Source organism: Flavobacterium kingsejongi, assembly GCF_003076475.1.
In the GTDB taxonomy this organism is placed as follows: Bacteria; Bacteroidota; Bacteroidia; order Flavobacteriales; family Flavobacteriaceae; genus Flavobacterium; species Flavobacterium kingsejongi.
Window position 1 is genome coordinate 3,521,984 of the sequence record NZ_CP020919.1, and the last position, 24,145, is coordinate 3,546,128.

Annotated in this window: 23 protein-coding genes; 15 read left to right on the plus strand and 8 right to left on the minus strand. The window is 40.4% G+C overall.

Features of this window, described 5'->3' with window-relative positions:
* Nucleotides 1–64: 64 nt before the first annotated feature.
* From FK004_RS15860 to FK004_RS15895, 8 genes are all read left to right on the plus strand, one after another.
* Nucleotides 65–829: a Rossmann-like and DUF2520 domain-containing protein gene (locus FK004_RS15860; protein ID WP_108738133.1), complete on the plus strand. Its 765-nt coding sequence runs from the start codon at nucleotides 65–67 to the stop codon at nucleotides 827–829.
* Nucleotides 813–1,340 carry a KdsC family phosphatase gene (locus FK004_RS15865; protein ID WP_108738134.1) on the plus strand — a complete coding sequence of 176 codons (528 nt, stop codon included), beginning with the start codon at nucleotides 813–815 and terminating at the stop codon, nucleotides 1,338–1,340. Before FK004_RS15860 ends, FK004_RS15865 begins: the two co-directional genes overlap by 17 nt.
* 38 nt (nucleotides 1,341–1,378) lie before the next feature.
* Nucleotides 1,379–2,305 carry a geranylgeranylglycerol-phosphate geranylgeranyltransferase gene (locus FK004_RS15870; protein ID WP_108738135.1) on the plus strand — a complete coding sequence of 309 codons (927 nt, stop codon included), beginning with the start codon at nucleotides 1,379–1,381 and terminating at the stop codon, nucleotides 2,303–2,305.
* Nucleotides 2,298–2,885 carry a Maf-like protein gene (locus FK004_RS15875; protein ID WP_108738136.1) on the plus strand — a complete coding sequence of 196 codons (588 nt, stop codon included), beginning with the start codon at nucleotides 2,298–2,300 and terminating at the stop codon, nucleotides 2,883–2,885. The genes FK004_RS15870 and FK004_RS15875 overlap by 8 nt, the downstream gene beginning before the upstream one ends.
* Before the next feature lie 6 nt (nucleotides 2,886–2,891).
* Entirely contained in the window at nucleotides 2,892–3,416 is a 525-nt protein-coding gene (locus FK004_RS15880) for a mechanosensitive ion channel domain-containing protein (protein WP_108738137.1), read from the plus strand.
* A gap of 102 nt (nucleotides 3,417–3,518) precedes the next feature.
* Complete coding sequence (locus FK004_RS15885; RefSeq protein ID WP_108738138.1) at nucleotides 3,519–4,718, plus strand: AI-2E family transporter; 1,200 nt, start codon at nucleotides 3,519–3,521, stop codon at nucleotides 4,716–4,718.
* Nucleotides 4,719–4,831: 113 nt separating this feature from the next.
* Nucleotides 4,832–7,342, plus strand: coding sequence for a PIG-L family deacetylase (locus FK004_RS15890; RefSeq protein WP_108738139.1), 2,511 nt, complete (start codon nucleotides 4,832–4,834; stop codon nucleotides 7,340–7,342).
* A 155-nt stretch (nucleotides 7,343–7,497) separates the two neighbouring features.
* Nucleotides 7,498–9,198: a sodium:solute symporter family protein gene (locus tag FK004_RS15895; protein WP_108738140.1), complete on the plus strand. Its 1,701-nt coding sequence runs from the start codon at nucleotides 7,498–7,500 to the stop codon at nucleotides 9,196–9,198.
* 49 nt (nucleotides 9,199–9,247) lie between these two features.
* Here FK004_RS15895 and FK004_RS15900 read toward each other — a convergent pair whose 3' ends face one another.
* The gene (locus tag FK004_RS15900) at nucleotides 9,248–10,093 is read right to left on the minus strand and encodes a DUF2911 domain-containing protein (RefSeq protein ID WP_108738141.1); all 846 of its coding nucleotides are present in this window, start codon (nucleotides 10,091–10,093) and stop codon (nucleotides 9,248–9,250) included.
* A gap of 142 nt (nucleotides 10,094–10,235) precedes the next feature.
* Here FK004_RS15900 and FK004_RS15905 point away from each other — a divergent pair, with 142 nt between their 5' ends.
* Together FK004_RS15905 and FK004_RS15910 are read left to right on the plus strand one after the other, a co-directional pair.
* Nucleotides 10,236–10,697: an SRPBCC family protein gene (locus FK004_RS15905; RefSeq protein WP_108738142.1), complete on the plus strand. Its 462-nt coding sequence runs from the start codon at nucleotides 10,236–10,238 to the stop codon at nucleotides 10,695–10,697.
* 18 nt (nucleotides 10,698–10,715) lie between these two features.
* Nucleotides 10,716–12,002 carry a cryptochrome/photolyase family protein gene (locus FK004_RS15910; RefSeq protein ID WP_108738143.1) on the plus strand — a complete coding sequence of 429 codons (1,287 nt, stop codon included), beginning with the start codon at nucleotides 10,716–10,718 and terminating at the stop codon, nucleotides 12,000–12,002.
* 19 nt (nucleotides 12,003–12,021) lie between these two features.
* On the opposite strand, the gene FK004_RS15915 is transcribed toward FK004_RS15910, so the two are convergent.
* Both FK004_RS15915 and FK004_RS15920 read right to left on the minus strand, forming a co-directional pair.
* Nucleotides 12,022–12,696 carry an HAD family hydrolase gene (locus FK004_RS15915; RefSeq protein WP_108738144.1) on the minus strand — a complete coding sequence of 225 codons (675 nt, stop codon included), beginning with the start codon at nucleotides 12,694–12,696 and terminating at the stop codon, nucleotides 12,022–12,024.
* Between the two features lie 10 nt (nucleotides 12,697–12,706).
* Nucleotides 12,707–13,363, minus strand: a complete 657-nt coding sequence (locus tag FK004_RS15920; RefSeq protein WP_108738145.1) for an HAD family hydrolase — start codon at nucleotides 13,361–13,363, stop codon at nucleotides 12,707–12,709.
* A gap of 189 nt (nucleotides 13,364–13,552) precedes the next feature.
* On the opposite strand from FK004_RS15920, the gene FK004_RS15925 reads away from it, so the two are divergent.
* The 3 genes from FK004_RS15925 to FK004_RS15935 are packed head-to-tail and all read left to right on the plus strand — an operon-like array spanning nucleotide 13,553 to nucleotide 14,987.
* A complete protein-coding gene (locus tag FK004_RS15925) occupies nucleotides 13,553–14,095 on the plus strand; it encodes an RNA polymerase sigma factor (protein WP_108738878.1) in 543 nt (180 codons plus the stop codon).
* Between the two features lie 24 nt (nucleotides 14,096–14,119).
* Nucleotides 14,120–14,539: a hypothetical protein gene (locus tag FK004_RS15930; protein WP_108738146.1), complete on the plus strand. Its 420-nt coding sequence runs from the start codon at nucleotides 14,120–14,122 to the stop codon at nucleotides 14,537–14,539.
* Between the two features lies 1 nt (nucleotide 14,540).
* Entirely contained in the window at nucleotides 14,541–14,987 is a 447-nt protein-coding gene (locus tag FK004_RS15935) for a sensor of ECF-type sigma factor (RefSeq protein WP_108738147.1), read from the plus strand.
* Between the two features lie 81 nt (nucleotides 14,988–15,068).
* Here the strand turns inward: FK004_RS15935 and FK004_RS15940 are convergent, their stop codons facing one another.
* Entirely contained in the window at nucleotides 15,069–16,127 is a 1,059-nt protein-coding gene (locus FK004_RS15940; protein ID WP_108738148.1) for a sialidase family protein, read from the minus strand.
* Nucleotides 16,128–16,216: 89 nt separating this feature from the next.
* On the minus strand, nucleotides 16,217–18,151 hold the full coding sequence (locus FK004_RS15945) for a M1 family metallopeptidase (protein WP_108738149.1): 1,935 nt from the start codon (nucleotides 18,149–18,151) through the stop codon (nucleotides 16,217–16,219).
* Nucleotides 18,152–18,477: 326 nt separating this feature from the next.
* Here FK004_RS15945 and FK004_RS15950 point away from each other — a divergent pair, with 326 nt between their 5' ends.
* Nucleotides 18,478–19,695 (plus strand): hypothetical protein, encoded by a 1,218-nt coding sequence (locus tag FK004_RS15950; RefSeq protein ID WP_193844343.1) that lies wholly within the window; start codon nucleotides 18,478–18,480, stop codon nucleotides 19,693–19,695.
* Nucleotides 19,696–19,752: 57 nt separating this feature from the next.
* Here FK004_RS15950 and FK004_RS15955 read toward each other — a convergent pair whose 3' ends face one another.
* The gene (locus tag FK004_RS15955; RefSeq protein WP_108738150.1) at nucleotides 19,753–20,079 is read right to left on the minus strand and encodes a DMT family transporter; all 327 of its coding nucleotides are present in this window, start codon (nucleotides 20,077–20,079) and stop codon (nucleotides 19,753–19,755) included.
* A gap of 75 nt (nucleotides 20,080–20,154) precedes the next feature.
* Nucleotides 20,155–20,721: a Crp/Fnr family transcriptional regulator gene (locus FK004_RS15960; RefSeq protein WP_108738879.1), complete on the minus strand. Its 567-nt coding sequence runs from the start codon at nucleotides 20,719–20,721 to the stop codon at nucleotides 20,155–20,157.
* A gap of 137 nt (nucleotides 20,722–20,858) precedes the next feature.
* Between FK004_RS15960 and FK004_RS15965 the strand changes: the two genes are divergently transcribed.
* Complete coding sequence (locus FK004_RS15965) at nucleotides 20,859–22,073, plus strand: RsmB/NOP family class I SAM-dependent RNA methyltransferase (protein ID WP_108738151.1); 1,215 nt, start codon at nucleotides 20,859–20,861, stop codon at nucleotides 22,071–22,073.
* An 80-nt stretch (nucleotides 22,074–22,153) separates the two neighbouring features.
* Here FK004_RS15965 and rho read toward each other — a convergent pair whose 3' ends face one another.
* On the minus strand, nucleotides 22,154–23,968 hold the full coding sequence (rho, locus tag FK004_RS15970; RefSeq protein ID WP_108738152.1) for a transcription termination factor Rho: 1,815 nt from the start codon (nucleotides 23,966–23,968) through the stop codon (nucleotides 22,154–22,156).
* Between the last annotated feature and the right edge of the window lie 177 nt (nucleotides 23,969–24,145).

Consider the following 24,145-nt stretch of genomic DNA (forward strand, 5'->3'; position numbering starts at 1 on the left):
GTCCATTCTGATTTTATCTGATTTTAGTGTTTCATTGTTCATTTTTTCTCAATAATTTAGCCGCATGATAAAAATTAGTATTATTGGTTCCGGGAATGTAGCCCAACACCTTATACAGGCATTCGCCAAAAGTACGCAGGTTACTGTAGTACAGGTCCTGGCCCGAAACCGAAGTGCTATTGCCCAACTGATTGAAGCCTCAAAAATCATCAGTGATTATAAGCTTCTTGTAAAAGCCGACCTTTATATTATAGCTGTTTCGGACGATGCTATAGCAGCTGTATCCGAGCAATTGCCTTTCAAAAATGAATATGTAGTGCATACCTCGGGTAGTATTCCCCTGGAAGCCCTGTCGGATAATAACCGTAAAGGAGTATTTTATCCCTTGCAGACATTTACCAAAGGCAAAGAAGTCAATTTTAGGACAATTCCACTGTGCCTGGAAAGCCAGTTTATTTATGATTACGACCTGCTAAAACGCGTTGGAAATGCCATCTCGGACAAACTATACACCATCGGTTCAGAACAACGCAAAGCCCTGCATGTGGCTGCGGTATTTGTCAACAACTTCACCAATCACATGTATAGTATAGCAGCGGCTATTTGTGAAGAAAACCGGATTTCTTTTGACATCATGAAACCTTTATTGCAAGAAACAGCAGAGAAAGCGCTATTGCTTTCCCCGGAAGCCGCACAAACGGGTCCTGCAATACGCCATGACCAAACCACCATAGAACAGCATCTTTCTTTTCTCGAAGTACCGCTTCAACGGGAAATCTATCAATTAATTACAAAATCCATACAAGACAACAATGGCACGAAATTATAAAGAAATAATGAATGACATTACCACCTTTATCTTTGATGTAGATGGTGTGCTTACCGATAGTTCGGTTCATATTACCTCAACTGGAGAAATGCTCCGTATCATGAATATCCGTGATGGATATGCTATGAAAGCCGCTGTAGAAAGTGGTTATAACGTATGTATCATTTCGGGTGGCAGCAATGAGGGTGTACGCGTACGCCTTCGCAATTTAGGACTGACCGATATTTACCTCGCAGCTCCGGATAAAGTAGAAACATTCAAGGAATACACCGATGTATATGGTATACAACCTGAGCAGGTACTTTATATGGGCGATGATATTCCGGATTACCACGTGATGCAGTTGGTTGGGCTTCCTACCTGCCCGCAGGATGCCAGCCCGGAAATCAAGGAAATCAGTGCCTATATCTCCCACAAAAATGGTGGTACAGGCTGTGTACGCGATGTAATCGAGCAGGTCATGAAAGTCCAGGGAAAATGGATGGAACATTTCAACGCACAATACGATTAAATCCCTGTTTTGCTAAATTCTTCAAATCAACTGTATTTATGAAATTCCTTCGTCTCATACGTTACCAAAATTTATTGCTGCTGGCTTTTATGCAGCTTATTTTTCGATTTGGCTTTTTAAAATTCCAAAATGTACCACTGGCACTGGCCGACTGGCAATTTGGTTTACTGGTACTGGCAACTGTATGCATTGCAGCCGGGGGTTATATCATCAACGCTGTATATGACCGGGAAACTGATACCATTAACAGGCCGGAATCCTTTATGATAGGTCGTGACCTCTCTGAAAGTGCAGCTTACAACTGGTATGCAGCCTTTAATATTATAGGTGTTGGTGCTGGATTTTATTTATCCAATGTTATCGAAAAACCCAGCTTTGCGGCTATTTTTATTGTAATCTCAGGGACACTTTATATGTACTCGGCAGCGATGAAGCAAAGTTTGTTGATCGGGAATAGTATCGTAGCTTTATTATTGGCATTCAGCATCCTGATTATTGGTGTTTTTGATCTTTTCCCAGCGATTACATTGGATAATAAAGGGAATATGGCAACCCTGTTTGGTATCCTGATTGATTATAGTGTCTTTGCTTTTATCCTTAATTTCATCCGTGAAATCGTAAAGGATCTGGAAGATATTAATGGAGATTACAATGCCGGAATGAGTACCCTTCCAATTGTCCTGGGTGTTTCAAGAACTGTAAAACTGGTATTTGCCCTGAGCCTGATACCAATTGGGCTTATTATTTATTATATCAATCAGTACCTTTACAGCAGTGACCTGATCTGGGCCTCTGCCTATGGTATGTTATGTATCCTCGCACCCTTGTTATACGTCTCTGTAAAACTTTGGCCAGCCAAAACGCAACAGGAATTCCACCATATCAGCAGCATCCTGAAACTGATCTTACTATTTGGTATTATTTCCATTGCGGTTATTACTTTTAATATAAAATACAATGCTTAGAACCCTGTTACAAGATCACAACGTTATATTAGCTTCGGGATCACCCCGGCGCCAGGAATTTCTACGAAATCTGGATATCGATTTTGAAATCCGCCTCAAAGAGGTTGAAGAGATTTATCCCGATCACCTGCAGGGCGCAGCCATCACCGATTTTCTTGCGGTGCTTAAAGCAGATGCCTTTGAAGGAAAGCTTACCGAAACAGATATCCTGATTACCAGCGACACTATTGTATGGCATAATAATACGGCATTGGGAAAACCGAAGGATACTGAAGATGCTTTTCGTATCTTACAATCGTTATCCGGAACTACACACGAGGTGATTTCATCGGTATGCCTCCGCTCGGCCAGCCGTTCTGTCGTATTCCATGAAATCACTAAAGTTTCCTTTGCCCCGTTGCCCGAAGATTCCATTCGCTATTATATCGACAACTACAAGCCTTTCGATAAAGCAGGAGCCTATGGCATACAGGAATGGATCGGACTGACCGGTATCACTAAAATTGAAGGATCGTATACGAATGTCGTAGGCCTTCCCGTGCAGAGAGTGTATGAAGAATTACTGAAGTTTATAAAATAAGTGATTATGTTTAACGAATATTACAAGGAAATCATTAGCACTATCATCGTCATCGTGGTATTGCTGCTATTACGCGTCTTTACGAGTTCTGTGGTAAAAAGCTACGCAAAAGTAACAGAGATCAATGACCACCGCACCCATTTAATGGTGAAGTACATCAATATTTTTGTACAGGTACTGGCCCTAATTTCCCTGTTTACAATCTGGGGTGTCAAAGCCAACCAGATTTATGTGGTACTCTCCTCTGCCTTTGCAGTAATTGGCGTTGCACTTTTTGCACAATGGTCCATCCTTAGTAATATTACCGCAGGTGTAATCTTATTCTTTTCCTTTCCCTTTAAGATCGGTGATATCATCAAGATCCATGATAAAGATTTTCCGATTCAGGGCGAAATTTATGATATCCGCGCCTTTCATGTGTACATGAGAACGGCAGAAGGGGAATTCCTTACGTATCCGAACAATTTGCTGTTGCAAAAAGGGATCACAATCGTAACCATGCAGTCCGACGTACGCGAATTCACGGATTAATCCATCATTCATTTCTTAAAAAAAATAAATTAGTATTCTTTCTGGATTTTATATAATTACATTTATATAACTAACGCTTTTTTTTAGCAAACCCGACTGAATATGGAGAAAACTACTACTCAATTCCCTTTTTATGCCCGACTGGCATTCGTACTTATTTCATTAATTGCCATATTTTTTGTGCTTTCCTTAGCCCGGGGAATTGTTGTTCCTGTGCTCATGGCACTTTTGTTTTCCATACTGTTGCGCCCGGTTGCCAATTTCCTGCATACCAAATTACGCTTCCCTAATGTACTTGCTTCGCTTTTTAGTGTGGTCATGATGATTATTGTTGTGGCCAGCATTTTATTCTTTATTTCATGGGAAATCAGTGATTTTACAAAAGACTGGGACACCATCCAGAAAAACCTGAGCATCCACGGAAATAACATCCAAACCTATGTGCGGGAAAAATTCAATGTAACGGAAACGGAACAAAAGGAATACCTGAATAATGCCACACAAAACTCACTCGAAAGCGGTAAAAAGATTGTAGGAACCACCCTGATGTCTTTTACCGATACCATCATGAGCTCGACCCTGGTTCCGGTATATACTTTCCTGTTTTTATTGTACCGCACCCATTTTCTAAAATTCCTTCATAAACTCGTTAGCGATAAAAATCGCGCTACCCTCCAAGCCATCTTGTGCCAGGTAAAAGTGGCAGTTCAGAGTTACCTTGTGGGACTTATTACCCAAATGGTCACCGTATCTACCCTAACAGCCATAGGCCTCACCATCGTTGGAGTCGATTATGCGATCCTTTTAGGCGTAATTACAGGCTTGCTGAACCTAATCCCTTACATTGGTATTTTGGTAGCCTGCCTCATTAGTATTTTTGCCACCTTAACCGGATCACCGGATCTCTCGCTGATTTTAGGCGTTATCATAGTAACCATTGTAGTCCAATTGATCGACAATAATATATTGGTGCCAATTGTCGTAAGTTCCAAAGTAGAAATTAATGCCTTTGTCTCCATTGTCGGAATTATTATTGGTGGTAATCTGGGCGGTATTGCAGGGATGTTCCTGGCCATTCCGCTTATTGCGATCTTAAAAGTAATATTTGACCGTATTCCCAGCCTGGAGCCCTGGGGCTATCTTATGGGAGATGATTTGCCCAAGACATTCGAATGGCAGAAAATCAAACTTCCTTTGTATGGTACCAGCACTACTACAGTGAGTACCGTAATCGCCCCACCGGTTTTCACCGATACAACACTGCCGGAAAAACCGGAAGAACCTGAAAATAAAAAAGAATAAAATACCAACAGCCGTTTTTGTCAAACAGAAACGGCTGTTCTATTTGCAATGGAATCTGAAATCGTTTTATTTAATTATTATCTTTGAAACAATTCCGATTAAAAAAAATTATAATGCATAAGCTTTCAATAGGAGCCCTGCTCCTGCTTTTCTTATTCCAACAGCCGCTTCAGGCGCAGGAACCGCAGAAAATGAATACTACTGAAATTTTCGAACAGGTCCAGAAACTCAATTTTCTGGGATCTGTACTGTATATTGCTGCACATCCCGATGATGAAAATACAAAACTGATATCTTACCTCGCCAATAGCGTAAAAGCGCGTACGGCGTACCTTTCCCTTACCCCGGGCGATGGCGGACAAAACCTGATTGGAAATGAAAGGGGCGAAATGCTTGGGGTACTCCGTACGGAAGAACTGCTCGCAGCACGCAGGATCGATGGAGGGGAACAATTTTTCTCCCGGGCGAATGATTTTGGCTATTCTAAAGTACCCAAAGAAACCTATCAGATCTGGGATAAAAAAGAAGTCTTATATGATGTGGTATGGGCCATTCGTAAATTCAGGCCCGATGTAATCATCAACCGATTTGATCACAGAACCCCAGGTTCCACCCACGGCCATCATACCGCCTCTGCAGAATTAAGTTATGAAGCCTATGATCTTGCCAGTGATCCAAAAGCTTTTCCGGAGCAATTAAAAAGTGTAACGATATGGCAACCAAGACGGTTGTTTTTTAATACTTCCTGGTGGTTTTTTGGCAGTGAAGAAAAATTCGAAAAAGCAAATAAAGACAAATTCCTAACCGTAGATGCCGGAGTATATTATCCGCTAAAAGGCAAGAGCAATGGGGAAATTTCTGCTTTAAGCCGAAGCCAGCACCGTTGCCAGGGTTTTGGAACTATGGGAAACCGGGGTAGTGAAAAAGAATACTTGGAATTTTTAAAAGGTGATTTCCCGAAAGACAAAACCAATCTTTTTGATGGTATTGATACCTCGTGGAATCGTGTACAAGGTGGTGCTGAGATTGGAAAAATACTCTCTGGTATCGAAGCCAATTTTAATTTTAAAGATCCTTCCCTTCACATCGACCAACTGCTCGAAGCATATAAGCTGATCCAAAAACTGGACGATGACTATTGGAAAACGGAGAAAACACTGGAAATAAAAAAAATAATCCTGGCCTGTAGCGGTTTATTCCTCGAGGCCAATGCGCTGCAGTCATCAGTTAGTACGGGCGAGCAAACCATAATCGCTACCGAAGTCATTAACCGAAGTGAATATCCCGTTCAATTAGCCGCTATTACAATAGTCCCTACACAGAACACTATCGCCAAAAAACAGGTATTGCTTCCGAATAAAGCAGTATCAGACCGGATTAACATTACAATCCCTGAAGGCATTCCCAGTTCTAATCCGTATTGGCTGAATGAAACAGGCACAAATGGAATGTATAAAGTAACCAATCCCGAACTGATCGGCCTACCCAAAACACCAGAAGTACTAAATGCCGAATTTGCATTGGATTTTAAAGGATTCAGCCTTTCTTTTGAAAAGCCGATCCAATATAAATATTCCGATCCTGAAAAAGGAGAACAATACGAACCGTTCATGGTGATTCCTGCTGTAACAGCAAGCATCGTCCATGATGTTACCATTTTTCCAGACAATACACCAAAAGAAATCGCTGTCATTGTAAAAGCCGGTAAAGCGGGTATCCACGGTACCGTAGCGCTGGAGGTTCCCAAAGGATGGTCGGTATTGCAACAGGACTTACCTTTTGAAATTGACCAAAAAGGAGCAGAAAAAACGATTCATTTTGTTGTTGTGCCTTCGGAGACAGAGGGCCGTGAAATCATACGCCCTATTGTCACAATCGGAACGACAACCTATTCCAAAAAACTGGTAGAAATCAAATACGACCATATTCCAAAGCAAACCCTGCTGCTACCATCACAAGCCTATGTTACACGCCTTACCATCCAGAAAACAGGGCAACAGATCGGATATATCAAAGGTGCGGGAGATGAGGTACCAGAAAGCCTGACCCAGATTGGGTATCGTGTGACTATCATTAATCCGGCAAATATTCTTGAAAAAGAGTTACAAAAATACGATGCCATCGTCTTAGGTGTACGGGCATTAAATGTAGTGGAAGAACTTAAATTCAAACAGGGTGTTTTATTGGATTATGTAAAAAAAGGAGGAAACCTGATTGTACAATATACCACAACCGGTAGGAATGGATTTGATATGTCACAGTTTTCGCCCTATCCAATTCATATTTCCAATGACCGTGTGACGGATGAAAATTCCCAAATTTCGTTTATCGACGCAACGCATCCCGTATTAAACCATCCTAATAAAATAACAGCACAGGATTTTCAGTACTGGGTACAGGAACAGGGATTGAATTTTGCAGATGAATGGGCCAGCCAATTCCAGCCGATACTATCGATGAAAGATGAAGGAGAGAGTGCAAAAAAGGGTTCTTTACTGATCGCAAATTATGGGAAAGGGCATTATATTTACACCGGATTAAGTTTTTTCAGGGAATTGCCAGCCGGAGTTCCGGGAGCCTACCGGTTATTATCCAATCTGATTGCATTAAAAAACAATAATTAATTTATCCCCACGGCCAAATCAGAGCAATGGCTTATAGTATTACACTACGATGAAAAAAAAACAAAGTCACTGGAAAAGAGTATATACCATGGTCCTTTTGGCCAATACTGCTTATATTCTGATTTTTTATTTCCTAATGCAATTATTTTCTTAGTATGCAAACAATTGACTGGATCATTTTAATTGTTACCCTCCTCTTCATTGTCATCTATGGAACATTGAAAACGCGGGGAAGCAAAGATGTTAAGGATTATATTTTAGGAAACAATGAAGTGCCCTGGTGGACGGTCGGGTTATCCGTCATGGCCACACAGGCCAGTGCCATCACCTTCCTTTCTACTCCGGGGCAGGCGTATCATGATGGAATGGGTTTTGTACAGTTCTATTTTGGACTGCCCTTAGCCATGATTGTCATTTCGATCACTTTTATCCCCATCTATCACCGCTTAAAAGTATATACTGCCTATGAATTCCTGGAGCAGCGTTTTGACCTCAAAACCCGGTCACTTGCAGCAGTATTATTCCTGATCCAGAGAGGGCTTTCTACCGGGATTACAATCTATGCGCCTGCAATTATCCTTTCCTCTATCTTAGGATGGAACCTGACCCTGCTGAATATTATCATTGGAGCGTTGGTGATTATTTATACCGTTAGTGGTGGTACCAATGCTGTAAATGTGACGCAAAAACATCAAATGTTCGTTATCATGTCTGGGATGATTATCGCGTTTTTTATTATCATGTCCCAACTACCGAAAGAAGTTACATTTTCCAATGCCTTACATGTTGCCGGGGCAAATGATAAAATGAATATCCTTGATTTCTCATTCGATCTCAAAAGCCGTTACACTTTCTGGAGTGGGATAACCGGAGGTTTTTTTCTGGCACTCTCCTATTTTGGTACCGATCAGTCACAGGTTGGCCGCTATTTATCCGGCAAATCCATTCGTGAAAGCCAGCTTGGACTTGTATTCAATGCCTTGCTAAAGGTTCCGATGCAGTTTTTTATACTGCTAACCGGGGTTATGGTCTTTGTTTTTTTCCAATTCCAGTCGGCTCCTATCAATTTTAATCCCAACAGTAAAGTTATCGTAGATAAGTCGGTATATGCTGGTGAGTATGCAAAACTGGAAGATAAGCTGGAAGAAGTTACTACAGATAAAAAAGAGTTTACACTGCAATATGCCAATCAGCTGAATGAAAATTATGATAATGAAACGCTGAAACATAAAATTGTTGCGTTAGGGCTTAAAGAAAAAGACCTTCGCGACCAGGCCAAAGATATTATCCATAAAGCCGACCCAACTGCGGAAACAAATGATAAGGATTATGTCTTTATCCGTTTCGTATTGGATTACCTTCCAAAGGGGCTGGTAGGGCTGCTGATCGCCGTAATCCTGTCGGCAGCAATGTCCTCTACCGCATCAGGTTTGAATGCCCTGGCGTCCACTACTGTGATCGATATTTATAAGAGGAACCTGAAAACTGAAAAATCGGAAGCTCATTTTGTAAAAGCCTCCAAAGGATTCACCCTGTTTTGGGGAATCGTGGCGATCATATTTGCCTGCTATGGAACGCTTTTTGAAAATCTGATCCAGTTTGTAAATATCATTGGTTCAGTATTTTACGGTACGATACTCGGAATATTCCTGGTGGCTTTTTACCTGAAATACATCAAGGCAAAAGCAATATTTTATGCTGCAATCCTTTGCCAGTTGTCCGTATTTTACATTTTCTGGCTGGACATTGTCAGCTTCTTATGGCTGAATATCATCGGTGCAGTACTTACGATAGTATTATCATTACTGCTACAGTTCTTTTACAACAGGCAAGAAAAAATAACGATTTTATCCTAAAAAAAAAGACCCGCTATTATGCGGGTCTTTTTGTATACAACTCTTATTTTTATTTTTTCCACTCGGAAATAGAGTCTTTATTCATTTTGATATAATCAGCATTGTTTGCTTTTTCTGCAGAGGCTAATGATCGTTTTGCCGCTTCCAGTGCAGATTTCTTATCCCCTAATTTAGCATGGATCAATGATTTTAATCTCAAATACCAATACGCATCATCATTTCCTTTTAATTCAATTGCTTTATTTACCCAGGTTAGTGCTTTATTCAGGTCACCATTGGATAAATAATAATAGTTTGCAGCGTTGTAGTACGAATCAGCGCTTGGGCCTGCTAATGTTTTCGCAATGCTCTCATTAGCGATCTTTTGGGTCGGTACTTCAAATTTTACATCAATCAGGGTTTTGTCCCACATGATTTCCAAATGACCAGAATCATTATCCAGGTTGTTAATTCCAATAGTTAGGGTTTCAACACGATCCACCAGCATTTTTGGAGCAACACTTGTTTTTAATACGACTTTACTATCATCCCACTTTTCAGGTGTTCCCCAGTTATCCGTCGTTTTATAGAAAATCACATCCCATTTATCCGCTTTTGGAATCGTATATAAAGCATATTCCCCATGTGGTAATTTTTTGCCATCAATGGTTACATCATCTCCAAAAGTAATAATGGTATTCTCATTAGCTCCTGTTCTCCATGGTTTACCAAAAGGAACCAAATCGCCAAATACATTACGGTCTTTTACTCCCGGTCTGGAATATTCAAGCTTAACATCTGTTAATCCTACATATTGTTCTACAATTGCTTTCGGGCTGGCAGCCGGAGTCCTTACCTGAGAAAATCCTGAAAAAAAGGCAAGCAGGAATGCAGCAGTAATAATTACTTTCTTCATACTGTTATATTGTTATATTTTAATTTAATTCTTTGCGAAATTACTAATTTCTGAAAAATAAAATGTTAATAATTCAATAATAAAAAAGAGTTTTTGTTTACCCGTTTCGTACTTTTACCTCAACAATAATACTTCTGATGCTATGAAAATTTATACCATGCAAAGCACTCAAAAGTTCCCGATATCAATAGCGGAACTATGGCAATTTTTAACGGATCCAAAAAACCTCAAAGTCATTACTCCCGAGGCCATGGGATTTAATACCGTGTCTGGTGATGAACGCGATATGTTTCCGGGGCAGATCATACAATATACCATAACCCCGCTATTTGGCATCAAAATGACATGGGTCACTGAAATTACCCATGTCATGGATCAAAAGTATTTTGTAGATGAGCAACGTTTTGGTCCTTATGCCTTTTGGCACCATAAGCATTTTTTAAAAGAAATTCCCGGTGGTGTGGAAATGGAAGATATTGTTCATTATAAAGTGCCTATGGGTATTTTGGGACAGGCAGTACATCCTTTCCTGGTCAAACCCAAACTACAGGAAATCTTTGATTACCGAACTCAAAAACTTACCGCCCTATTTGGGGAATTTTAAAAACTTCATCTTTCTATTATGCATTTATTTTGGTTCCGAAGGGATTTACGACTGGAAGATAATACTGGGCTGGCAGCAGCTTTAGCCACGGAAGAGGAAGTGCTTCCCCTATTTATCTTTGATAAAAACATACTATCTGAATTAGCTCATGATGATGCAAGGGTCACTTTTATCCATCAGTTATTGGAACAGATACAGGAAACACTGGCAAAAAAAGGAAAATCATTGGCCGTGTTCTATGGGGAGCCCGAAACGATATTCACGCAATTGCTAAAAGATCATCCTGTAAAAGCGGTGTACACCAACCATGATTACGAACCTTATGCGCTGCAGCGTGATACGGCAATTGCAAATTTCCTACAGCAACATCAGGTCGCTTTCCATACTTTTAAAGATCAGGTCATTTTTGAAAAATCAGAAATCACCAAAGAAGACGGTTCACCCTATGTAGTCTATACCCCTTATGCGAAAAAATGGAAACAGGTATTCCGGGAACAAAAAATCCTCTTCACAGATTCGGCTAAACATCTGGATCGTATCTTCTCCCATAACTATCCTTTTCTAACGTTGAAAGCTATTGGTTTTGAAAAATCCAAAATACAGGTCCCAGCTTATACGCTCGCTACAGCTATGATCACCGATTATAAGGCAAAACGGGATTTTCCAGCCGCCAATCCCGGTACTTCTTCCCTTAGTACCCACCTGAGATTTGGTGCCGTGAGTATCCGTCATGTCATTCTGAAAGCCAGTGCAAATGCGCAGGAAACATTTTGGAATGAATTGATATGGCGTGAATTTTTCATGCAAATCCTATGGCATTATCCTCATACCGTAACCCAAAACTTCCGCCCAAAATATGATGGCGTACAGTGGCGTAATAATGAGGAAGAATTTAAAAAATGGTGTGAGGGCACTACCGGTTATCCGCTTGTCGATGCTGGAATGCGGCAACTGAATGCTACCGGGCTGATGCATAATCGCGTTCGAATGGTGACCGCCAGCTTTTTATGCAAACACCTGCTGATTGACTGGCGTTGGGGTGAAGCTTATTTTGCAGAAAAGCTACTGGATTATGAACAATCCAGCAATATTGGAAACTGGCAATGGGCTGCAGGCTGTGGCGTAGATGCCGCACCCTATTTCAGGATATTTAATCCTGCAGAGCAAATAAAGAAATTTGATGGTGCTTTTGCCTATACTAAAAAATGGGTGCCTGAATTTCAGGAACTCGACTACCGCCCTATTGTAGACCACAAAGAAGCACGGGAAAGGTGCCTCAGGATATATAAGCAGGCCGTTGGATAACCACGGCCTGCCTGTACTTTTATTTTGTATCCTCCGTCGCTTTTAGCTGTTGGATTACGTCATAATTAAGTTCGCTAAAATGACGGATCACTTTATCAGCCAATGCAGTATCCTGCAATCCGGAATGCTCCCCAATATAGCCAATACAATAAATTCCGGCAGCCTTTGCTGCTTTGATACCATTGGTACTGTCTTCAATTACAATACATTCTGACTTCGGGGCTTTAGACAAAGCTGCGGCATATTCAAAAATGGCCGGGTTGGGTTTTGATTCCGGAAAATCCTCTCCACTCACGCGATGCGAAAAATAGGGAGCCAGCCCAAATCGTTCAAAAACCTTATCAATGATTACCTTCTCCGAAGAAGAGGCTAAAATAAGCTCCACACCATTCTGGAAAAGATCCTGTATCAGGTCTTTGACTCCCGGTAGTAAATCCAGGTCTTCACTATGATCAAATGCTTCCAGGAAGATATCATTCTTGTAGGTAATCAGGTCATCTACCTCATCCGCCAGTTCAAACATATTTTTAAGGGTCTGGAAATAATTCTTATTGGACGTTCCGGTAAAAGTGCTGTACACCTCATCGGTAACTTCAATATTCAACGCCTTATGATGTTCCTTATTGACGAGATAATGGAGCGGTTCCGTATCGACGATAACCCCATCCATATCAAAAATTACGGTTTTGACCATGGTAATTGTTTTAGGTGAGTTGTTTTACTTTTTGGGCATCCAACTCGTTAAAATGATTGATAATTAAATCGGCATGGGAAATATCCTGAAGCTTGGAATGTTCACTATTATAACCGACACAATAAATTCCGGCAGCTTTAGCAGCTGTTACGCCATTTTTACTGTCTTCGATAATAATACATTCCGCAATTGGTGCTTCCGAAAGGCTGGCCGCATGTACAAATATAGCAGGATTCGGTTTGGATTGCGGAAAATCTTCACCGCTTACAATATGACTGAAATACTGGTGTAAATGAAAACGACGAAATACCCGCTCAATAGTAACTTTAGAAGCTGAAGAAGCCAAAATCAACTGTATCCCGTTTTGGTGTAAATCTTTGATGAGGTCTTCTACACCTGCAAGCAGGAATAAATCTTCCTTAAAATCAAAAGCATCATTGAAAATTGCTCTCTTACGCTGCACAAGATCTTCTACTTCTCCGGTAAGGCCAAAACGGTCTTTCAGGCTTTGGAAAACATTCTTAGTAGAATTACCCGTGAAAGTTGTAAAAAGTTCTTCCGTAACCGGAATCTTCAATTCATCAAAATGCTGGAAATAAGCATAACGGTGTACGGGTTCTGTATCTACAATTACCCCGTCCATGTCAAAAATTACTGTCTTAATCATTGTTGTTGTGTTGTTATCCTGCAAAAATAAGAATCTGAAAAGAAATAAGCGGTTATTTTAGCGGAAATATAGGCGCAATGATAATCGGTATTGCCGCCTGTTTATCGTTCTAAATCCCATCACTTGGGTATTTTTAAATTGCCAATTAAACCTTTTGGAATATCTTTAGTCTTACTAAGAAACATTTCATTGAAGGAGGATCAGGATTTTATACGTGACTTATTGGATGCTAAAACGCAAAACACCGCGTTTCAGCAACTTGTGTCCGACTATCAGCGTCCTTTGTACAACCTGATCCGGGGTATTCTCCTCAATCATGACGATACAGATGATGTATTGCAAAATACGTTTATTAAAGTGTTTTCAAACCTGAAAAATTTCAAAGGAGAGAGTAAGTTGTTTTCCTGGATTTACCGGATTGCGACTAATGAATCGATCACATTCTTACAGCAAAAGGCAAAACGAAATGGTTTGACCAGTGAGGCATTACAACAGAAAAACATAGAAAACCTAAAAGCCGACAGTTATTTTGATGGAGATAAAATCCAGTTAAAATTACAACAGGCCATAGCGATACTCCCTGAAAAACAGCAGCTTGTTTTTAGAATGAAATATTTTGAAGAACTGAAATATGAAGATATTTCTACTATTTTAGGCACTTCGGTAGGCGGACTGAAAGCTTCTTACCATCATGCGGTGAAAAAAATAGAGGATTTTATGACTGCCGATTAAACCTTTTAGAATTTAAATGGTCTTATGAATATGAAACGCTTTACCTTAGACAACCATCCCAAAATACAATCAGGACTACAGGCTCCCGATGGTTATTTTGACACCATATCGGCTCGGATCCTGGACAACCTCCCGGCTCATACCCCACGGGTAATTCCGTTTTACAGAAAGAAAATGACTTGGATAGCTTCAGCGGCAGCGGTATTGGTACTGGCGCTTATGATTCCATTCGCCACCCGAAATACTATTAGCACAGACACGATTGATGCTACTTCTATAGAAAACTACCTCAGTTACCGATCCAACCTGAGTCAATATGACCTGATCGACCTGCTGGATGATAAAGACGTTAAAAATATAAACATTGACCTTGCTTTAGATGACAAGGCTGTAGAAGAATATCTTGCACAAAATAATAATGTTGAACTTTATTTAAATGAATAATATGAAAATGAAACCGCTCTTTCTATTGCTTTTAGTGCTTATTACTATGGGCGCTACTGCTCAGGGCAGTGATGCAAAACGCGACAAAATAAAGGCTCTAAAAACGTCTTTGCTGACAACGAAACTGGAACTAACTTCTACTGAAGCAGAGAAATTCTGGCCGGTATATAATGCTTTTGAAGAAAAACAATATGACATACGCCATAAAAAAATGCATTCCTTAATCGATAAGCTTAAAGATGGTTCTGCTGAAAAAATGAATGAAAAAGAAGCTGCTGTATTTTTATCCCAACTCCAGTCAGCAGAAGATGACCTTTACCAAAACCGAAAAAAACTGGTCACTAATCTTAAAAATATTATCAGCCCGATCAAAATCATAAAACTAAAAAAAGCAGAAGAAGATTTTAACCGTACGCTGCTCAAAGAATACCGGGGCAAGAAAGAATAAGACATAATCTCACAAAAGGCCATAAACACAAAGGGTTTGACTTTAGCAGTCAAACCCTTTATTATTTTAAGTCCGCATAAGCTATTTAAACCTGATCCGTATAATCTTGTTATTTCCGGCAGCAAAGGCCGTACTGTCATTTTGAAACTGAATTGTATACAAATCCTTGTCTTTGGAGAGCTGTTGCCAGTTTTCACCTGAATCCTTAGAATAGTAAAGCCCATCCGTTCCTACTGAAACCAGTTGTTTCGCATTGGAATTGGGCACATATTGCACACAGGAAGCATACCCAAAACCTTTATTCTCGGCTACTAATTTCCAGGTTTTCCCGCCATCCTTCGTTATCGCTTTATTCTTATGATTCTGCATCGGAGTATCATAATCGCCGCCTGCAATAATCCCGTTCTTTTCATCATAAAAATCGGCAGTAAAAATACCCGTCATCGTTCGTCCCTGAACAATTGGTGTCTCAAAAACACTCCAGGTTTTTCCTTTATCCGGAGCATAAAATACCCGTGCTTTTTTGCCGCCTGTCACGATCCAGGCCTTGTCTCCTTTGACTACAATATTAGTATTACTGGCAGCAAAGGCAGCTTCTCCGGATTCAATCTGAGGAAGATCACTACACGGTATTTTATGCCAGGTCGTTCCGCCATCAGAAGTTAACAGTATCGAAAGGCAATTTTCCGTTGGATCGCCCATAGCAATACCTTCCTTATCATTCCAGAACTTCATGCAGTCATAGAATACCTTTTCATGGCTTTCTACATAGACGAGCTCATTGTGTTTGCCATCTTTCGAAATCTTATGCAGTTGTGCCGGATTGCCAATATTCAAAATAAAAAAATGGCTGCTGGTCAGGGCGAGGGCACGGAATTCAAAATGACTGCTGTCTTTTGCAATAACTCCCTGAAAATCTTTATCATTGATGAGATCCTGATAGCCGTATTTTCCATTCGTACCTGCATACCAAACCTTATTATTATCAATCCCAAGTGCCCGGATGCTGATATCATCCTGCAGGATCGTATCGATTTCCAATCCTGTAAAAGGTTTTCGCTCCATGGTTACAGTCGCTGGTGTTTCTTTTTTACAGGAAAACAGCGTAATCAGCGAGAGTAATAATAAATATTTTTTCATATTTCCAATGCGTTAAGGTAAGGGCAAAATCAAAGCTCCAGTCAAAATTAAACATTGTACTGGAGCTTCGTATTGGGTGTCTTAAAATTTTATTTCATCCAGAGATTGTCTGTTGGATCAATATCGGGAACCAGGTTGTCCGGATCGATCTGGATACGGTTCGCTGCTTTCGAAGTAGCTATAGTAGCGGTCCATTTATTGCCACGCTGCCAGATTTCTACCGGAAGCATTTTACGTTCCTTAGTACCATCTGTATAATAGATATCATATACTATAGGCATTGGGACTTCGCCTTTGTTTATGAATGTAATCTGCAGTTCCTTTCCGGTATTTTTAACTTCGGCAATACCCAAATCAATATTTCCGGTACCATAGAACCATCCTTTCCAAAACCAGTTCAGGTTTTCACCTGCTCCATTATCCATTGCATTGAAAAAATCAGAAGGTTGCGGGTGCTTGTAGGCCCAGTTTTCAATATAAGCTTTAAAAGCGGTATCAAAACGTTCCGGGCCAAGTATGTATTCGCGCAACATGATCATTCCAGTCGCAGGTTTATAATAGGCTGTGTAGGCTAAATTCATGCTTCGCGCCACATCAGGATAGGTATTAATTCCTTCCCTGCCATTCCACTTCATCCATGCCACCTTTGATTTTGCATCCGCGATATCCGATTGGTATTCGCCTTTATTAAATTCTTTGGTGCTGTAATAATTGATAAAAGTATTAAATCCTTCATCCATCCATGGGTACCGTCTTTCATTAGACCCGACAATCATAGGAAACCAGTTGTGCCCAAATTCATGGTCAGTAACATCCCAAAGCGATGCCCCTTTTGAATTCCCTCCACAAAATGATACGCCCGGATATTCCATACCGCCGACGTTTGAAGCCACATTAACCGCTACCGGATACGGGTATTCAAACCATTTTTTGGAATAATTCTCTATGGAATTCTTGGTGTATTCTGTAGATCGGCTCCATCCCTCTTTACCATTACTTTCTGCCGGATATACCGATTGTGCCAGGGCTTTTTTACCACTGGGCAGGTTTATTTTTGCAGCATCCCAGATAAACGATTTAGAGCTGGCAAAAGCCACATCCCGCGTATTGTTCATTTTAAAATGCCAGGTTACTGTACCTTTTTGCTGCGGTCGAGTATTTTTAGTATTTCCTACTTCTTTGGGCTCAATGATATAAACCGTTTTATCACTGTCGGCTGCTTTTTTGAACCGGCTGATCTGCTCTTTGGTCAATACTTCTTCCGGGTTTTGCAGTTCTCCGGATCCGACTACAATGTGATCATAGGGAACGGTAATTTTATAATCAAAATTGCCATACTCTAGGAAAAACTCTCCAGCTCCCAAATAAGGATCAGTATTCCATCCGACAATATCGTCAAAAACAGCTACTTTAGGATACCATTGCGCAATAGAATATACGGTTCCCTGCTTGCTTTCTAGCCTTCCCATACGATCCATACCATCTTTGGGAATCTTGAATTCAAAATTCATCGTCACTGTCGCTTTCCCTCCTTTGGCAGGAATAGGCTCCTTAAAGAAAACCTGCATGCGTGTATCATTGACCAGGTATTTATCTGAAGTACTGCTATGTACTTTTGCTGCAAAATAAGTAATCTTAATTCCACCATCCGTATCACCGGCATAACGATTCCCTCCTGAAGGTGTAGTTAATGTTCCCCTGGAATTTTCAGTGAAACGGTTTTGTTCCACATACATCCAGATGTAAGGCAATGCTTCAGGGCTATTATTATGATAGGTCATTGTCAGCTTTCCTTTCAGTACATTTTTAGTATCATCAAGTTCTGCTTCAATAACATAATCGGCACTATTTTGCCAATATTGTGGTCCCGGAATCCCGGATGCAGATCGGTATTCATTTCCCCTACGGTACATGAATTCATCGAATTTCGGTTGATTATTGGGCACAGCATCCTGTGCATAAAGTACATTTGCAATTCCCAGGAAGGAAAAAGCGATACATAATGTTTGGAATCTAAACTTCATTCTCTGTAAGTTTTTTATGAATAGGCTAAAGTAAGGAAAAGTGATGATATGGTATAGGCTTGCCTCCTTATTTCAATTTTTTTCTATTTATTTGCACCTGACCCTGTCTATTTCATTCTATGACAGCCTGTTTTCCTTCTAAAAGGAGCTAATAGGTTATTTTTTCCAAGAAAAGAATACAGAAAGGATACGGGAATTTGAGCTGAAAATTATGCCGGAAATACAACTCCTTTTGTTACAACTTAAATTCTTGGCACGGTATTGGAATAAGCATATAACAAGGCCTAAAAAAACAACAATTAGTACTGACCTTAATAGTATCGTATATGAAAATTAAAATCTTTACCATAGCCATTTTTGCTCTCCTTTTCGGAAGCACTATCGAAGCGCAAGACCGTACAACCGTACGCGCCAATAACGGCGACATCAGTGATAACCTCGACTTACAGGCAGTTGCCTCTATTTTTGGTGACTCCAGGGATTTAGCCGATTTTGAACAACGCCTTAATGACCCAAGCCTTCAGATTTCAAATCTTGACCTTAATGGAGATAACCAGGTTGATTACCTAAGAGTAATCGAAACCGGGGAAGGCAATACACATGTTATTGTGATTCAATCTGTTTTGGGCCGTGACATGTATCAGGATGTCGCTACTATTGAAGTGGAGAGAGACCGAAATAATAATGTCCAGGTTCAGGTAGTTGGAGACGTTTATATGTATGGGCAAAATTATATCTACGAACCGGTATATGTGAGACCACCTGTAATTTATAATGTTTTCTGGGCCAGTAACTATAATTATTATGCTTCCCCATGGTCTTGGGGATATTACCCAACTTATTTTAGCTATTGGAACCCTTATCCGGTTTACCGATACAGGAATAATGTCCACATTCATATTAACAATAACAACCATTACAATTACGTAACGACCCGTAGAAGTAACAGGGCTGAATCCATATACCGTTCTTCCCGTTCCAACTACTACGAAAGACAGCACCCGGACCAATCTTTCTCCCGTAGAAATACTAATGCAACCAACAGGCAGCAATTGGTAGAAAACCGTCGCAGCAACAGCAATAATGCCACACGTACCAATAGGGATAATTCGGTTCGAAATGGAGGGACTATACCAAATACAAATGTAAGGCCTTCGAATACATCAAATAACAGGACACAAGGTCAGGGTACTCGAAATACTACCACAGGAACAAGAGGAAATACTACTGCACAGCCTAATACGCCAAACAGAAGTACGACACCGGCAACCACGAATGTGAGAACAAATACGCCAAGCAGAACCACTCCGGCAACAAATGCTGTGAGAATGAATACGACGCCAACACAGCCTACCCGTTCGGTAAATACAACACCCCGTAACACGGCTCCAGTAAGTGCACCGGCTCCATCCAATAACAGAAGTCAAAGTGTTAGAAGTGCAGCACCAGCTCCGGCTCCGGCACGTTCTGCAGCACCGGCAAACAATACCCGATCTGCGGCTCCATCAAATGCTGGTTCAGGAAGATCCAGTGGAGGACGATAATATATATAAAAGGTTTTGAGTATAAAAAACACTGTCTTCCGACAGTGTTTTTTTGTTTTAAGCACTTTGCTCTCCTAAAAATTTCAGTCCGAGTATGGACATAATGAGTGTCGCGATAAAGAATACACGCCAAAAGTTTGCCGGTTCATTAAAGTAAAAAATCCCTACCAAAACAGTTCCCACCGCTCCTATCCCGGTCCATACCGCATAAGCAGTACCCAACGGAAGGGTAAGGCAGGCTTTATTCACAAAATAAAAACTCATCACGATACAAATAATAAAAATAATCGTCCATTTAAGGTTGGTAAAGTTATTCGACAGTTTCATACTGGTTGTAAAACCAATTTCTAAAATTCCTGCAATAATCAGGTAAATCCAGTTCATAATACATATTTTTTAAGTACTACAAAATTAGAACATCGATTTCCTACCCCATTTTACAAATGTTAAATAATATCCTTATTTTATTTCTGCCCTGATCCTGCTCAGCGTCACCTGGCTGATTCCCAAATAGGACGCGATATAACGCAATTGCACCCGTTGTAACAAGGAAGGAGAATTGGTGAGTAACTCCATATAGATTTCTTTAGCCGTTTTGAACTGCCGGTAGATAAAACGTTCTTCCAGCTTCAGCAATTCATATTCTGCCAGCTTCCTGCTCCAGTTCGCCAGTTCGATATTGGATTCAAATAATGCAATCATTTCATCGGCATTGATTTCATATAAGATGCAGTCTTCCATCAATTCTATGGTCTCATAACCGGGCAATCGGTTGATTAAGCTTCGGGCGGATATAATATAATCCCCTTCTTCACCAAACCAGAATGTCAGTTCGTTATCAGGGAGGTCACAATAGGCGCGGGCGATCCCTTTTTCAATAAAAAAAACAGACTCTTCCACTTTATTTGCTTTTAAGATGATTTCGCCTTTCGGCAGATTTCTCTGCTGCATAATCCCTATCAATGCTTTGAGCGAAACATCGCTTAGGGGATAGAGGGATTTTATTTTTCGTAATGTATTTTCCAATGGACTGCTGTTTGATTTTACAAAAATAGCCAATACTGCGCTTTTACTATTTTTTTATGCTTCTTTTATAGCGGTCCTATGGGAATTACGCTGTAAAACAACAAAAAAACAATATCTTTGCACCTCAATTACAAAAAATGAGATTACACAGAAATTTAGTGTACACCACTATAGACTCACTGAACGCCATATTTAACGAAAGTGAATATGCTGACAAGGTGGTAGCAAGAGCATTAAAAAAAGACAAACGCTGGGGAAGCAGCGACCGGAAATTCGTCGCAGAAACGATTTATGAAGTGGTACGCTGGAAGCGCCTGTACATGGAAATTGCAGAAGTAAAAGAGCCTTTTAACAGAGATGATATCTGGCGTATTTTTGCCGTATGGGCCGTTTTAAGAGGTTATCCAATCCCAGACTGGAGACAACTGGAAGGCACTCCGGAACGAAAAATCAAAGGCCGTTTTGATGAGTTTTCAAAAACACGTAAATACAGGGAATCTATTCCAGATTGGATGGATGAACTGGGAATAAAAGAATTAGGCGAAGACCTGTGGACCAAAGAAATAGCAGCACAAAACAAGCAGGCTAAAGTAATACTGCGCGTCAATACCCTAAAAACAACACGCGAGCAACTTCGTGCGTTACTAATGGACCTGAATATTGAAACAGACTTCCTAAAAGAGCAGCCGGATGCATTAGTACTTAAAGAACGGGCAAATGTATTTATGACTGATGCTTTCAAGGAAGGATTCTTTGAAGTACAGGACGCCTCTTCACAGCTTGTTGCAGCCTATCTTGATGTAGCACCTGGAATGCGGGTAGTAGATACCTGTGCCGGAGCTGGTGGTAAAACCCTACACCTGGCTTCCTTAATGGAAAACAAAGGGCAATTGATCGCAATGGATCTTTACGAAAGTAAACTGAAACAGCTAAAATTAAGAGCCAAAAGAAACGGTGCCTTTAATATCGAATACCGAATTATCGATAGTACCAAGGTGATTAAGAAACTGCATGAAAAAGCAGACAGAGTCCTGATTGATGCACCATGTAGCGGTTTAGGGGTTTTAAAACGTAATCCTGATGCAAAATGGAAACTGCAACCGGAATTCATTGATAACATCCGAAAAATACAGGCGGAAGTTTTAGAAAGTTATTCCAAGATTGTAAAACCAGGCGGAAAGTTAGTGTACGCTACCTGTTCGATCCTGCCTTCTGAAAACCAGGAGCAGATCAAACGTTTTCTGGATACGGAAATTGGAAAACAATTCACTTTCATCAAAGAAACCAAAGTGCTGGCGTCAGAATCCGGATTTGATGGATTCTATATGGCACAACTGGAACGTAAAGAATAAAACAAACTCGTTTAGAGTAGCACATAAAAAAGCCCGCAATTTTTGAAATTGCGGGCTTTTTATATGCAGTATGATTGTCCTTAATCGTTCATCGAAATCAGGAACTCTTCATTATTTCTCGTTTTCTTAAATCGGTCGTTGATAAAATCCATCGCTTCCACAGGATTCATATCTGCCAGGTATTTACGCATGATCCACATACGCTGTATTGTTTTTTCATCCAATAGCAGGTCATCACGACGTGTACTGGAAGATGTAAGATCCACAGCAGGAAAAATACGTTTGTTGGCAATCTTACGATCCAATTGAAGTTCCATGTTACCGGTACCTTTAAATTCTTCAAAGATCACCTCGTCCATTTTAGAACCAGTTTCTGTCAGTGCAGTAGCAATAATACTCAAAGAACCACCATTTTCAACATTACGGGCAGCTCCGAAGAAACGTTTTGGTTTTTGTAATGCATTTGCATCCACACCACCACTTAATACTTTTCCGGAAGCCGGTTGCACGGTGTTATAAGCACGGGCCAAACGCGTGATAGAATCCAAAAGGATTACCACATCATGCCCACACTCTACTAATCTTTTTGCTTTTTCAAGTACGATATTAGCAATCTTAACGTGTTCCTGTGGCTCACGGTCAAAGGTCGAAGCGATAACTTCACCTCTTACGTTACGCTGCATATCCGTTACCTCTTCAGGACGTTCATCGATCAGCAATACAATAAGGTATACTTCAGGGTGATTGGCCGCAATAGCATTGGCAATATCTTTCAACAACATGGTTTTACCGGTCTTAGGCTGTGCCACGATCATCCCTCTTTGTCCTTTTCCAATCGGGGAAAACAAATCGATGATACGCGTTGAAATAGAACTCTGTTTGCCGGCAAGATTAAATTTCTCTGTTGGAAAAACAGGCGTCAGGTGCTCAAAAGAGATCCGATCGCGAACGACCTGTGGATCATGTCCGTTAATTTTAAGGACTCTGACCAATGGGAAGTATTTCTCTCCTTCTTTCGGAGGACGTACCACACCTTTTACCGTATCTCCAGTTTTTAATCCGAACAAACGAATTTGCGAATTGGAAAGGTAAATATCATCCGGGGAACCCAGATAATTATAATCAGAAGAACGAAGGAAACCATAACCATCAGGCATCATTTCCAATACACCTTCGCTTTCGATGATACCGTCAAACTCAAAATCAGAATCTCTGAAATTTTGTTTTTTATTTTTGTTTTGTGCCGGATTTACATTCCCGTTTGCCTGATTCCCATTAGCCTGGTTTCCGTTAGCCTGATTCTGGTTGGAATTTTGGTTTTGATTCGGATTCTGGTTTTGGTTGGGATTTTGTTTCGGGTGGGGATGTTTTTGATTCGGATTAGCCGGTTTTGCCACCGGAGCTTCTGCAGTATCTGCAGCATTCGGCTGGCTTGGGGCTTTGGATGTTGTATCGGCAACAGGAGCGTTGCGGTCTACTACAGTATTGTTATTGTTATCTTTCTTAAACTTGATAACTTTCTTTTCGGCTGGATTTTTTGAAACTACCGGCTTCTGTGAAACAGGAGCTTCTGCTACAGGAGCAGCTACTTCGGGAGTTTCTTCAGCTACAGGCTCTACTTTTTCTGTAAAAATAGGTTCCGAATTGAAAAGAGTTGTTTTTTCTGCTTTAGGGACTATTTTTTTAGCGGGTAAAATACGGCTTCTTTTGGATTTTGCCTCCGGCTGTGCTGCCGCTTCTGGAGCTATAACCTCCGGATTTGCAGCCTGGCGATCCAGGATCTGGTAGACCAATTCTTCCTTTTTTAATCCTCTAAACTTATTTATTTTAGCATTCTTAGCTATTTCCTGAAGTTCAGACAACTTCATTTCTTTTAATACAGAAATATCAAACATGTATATAACTTGAATTTAATTATTTTAACAGCGTGTGTAGATGGGTAGTGTTTTTGTTGACTTTGAAAATCCCGTATTATGAAGTACTTACGGAATTGTTATGCAATAATACGAATTAATTTTATCAATCAATAGTATTTTTAAAAAAGAAAATATATTTTTGTGCAGCAAATAAAA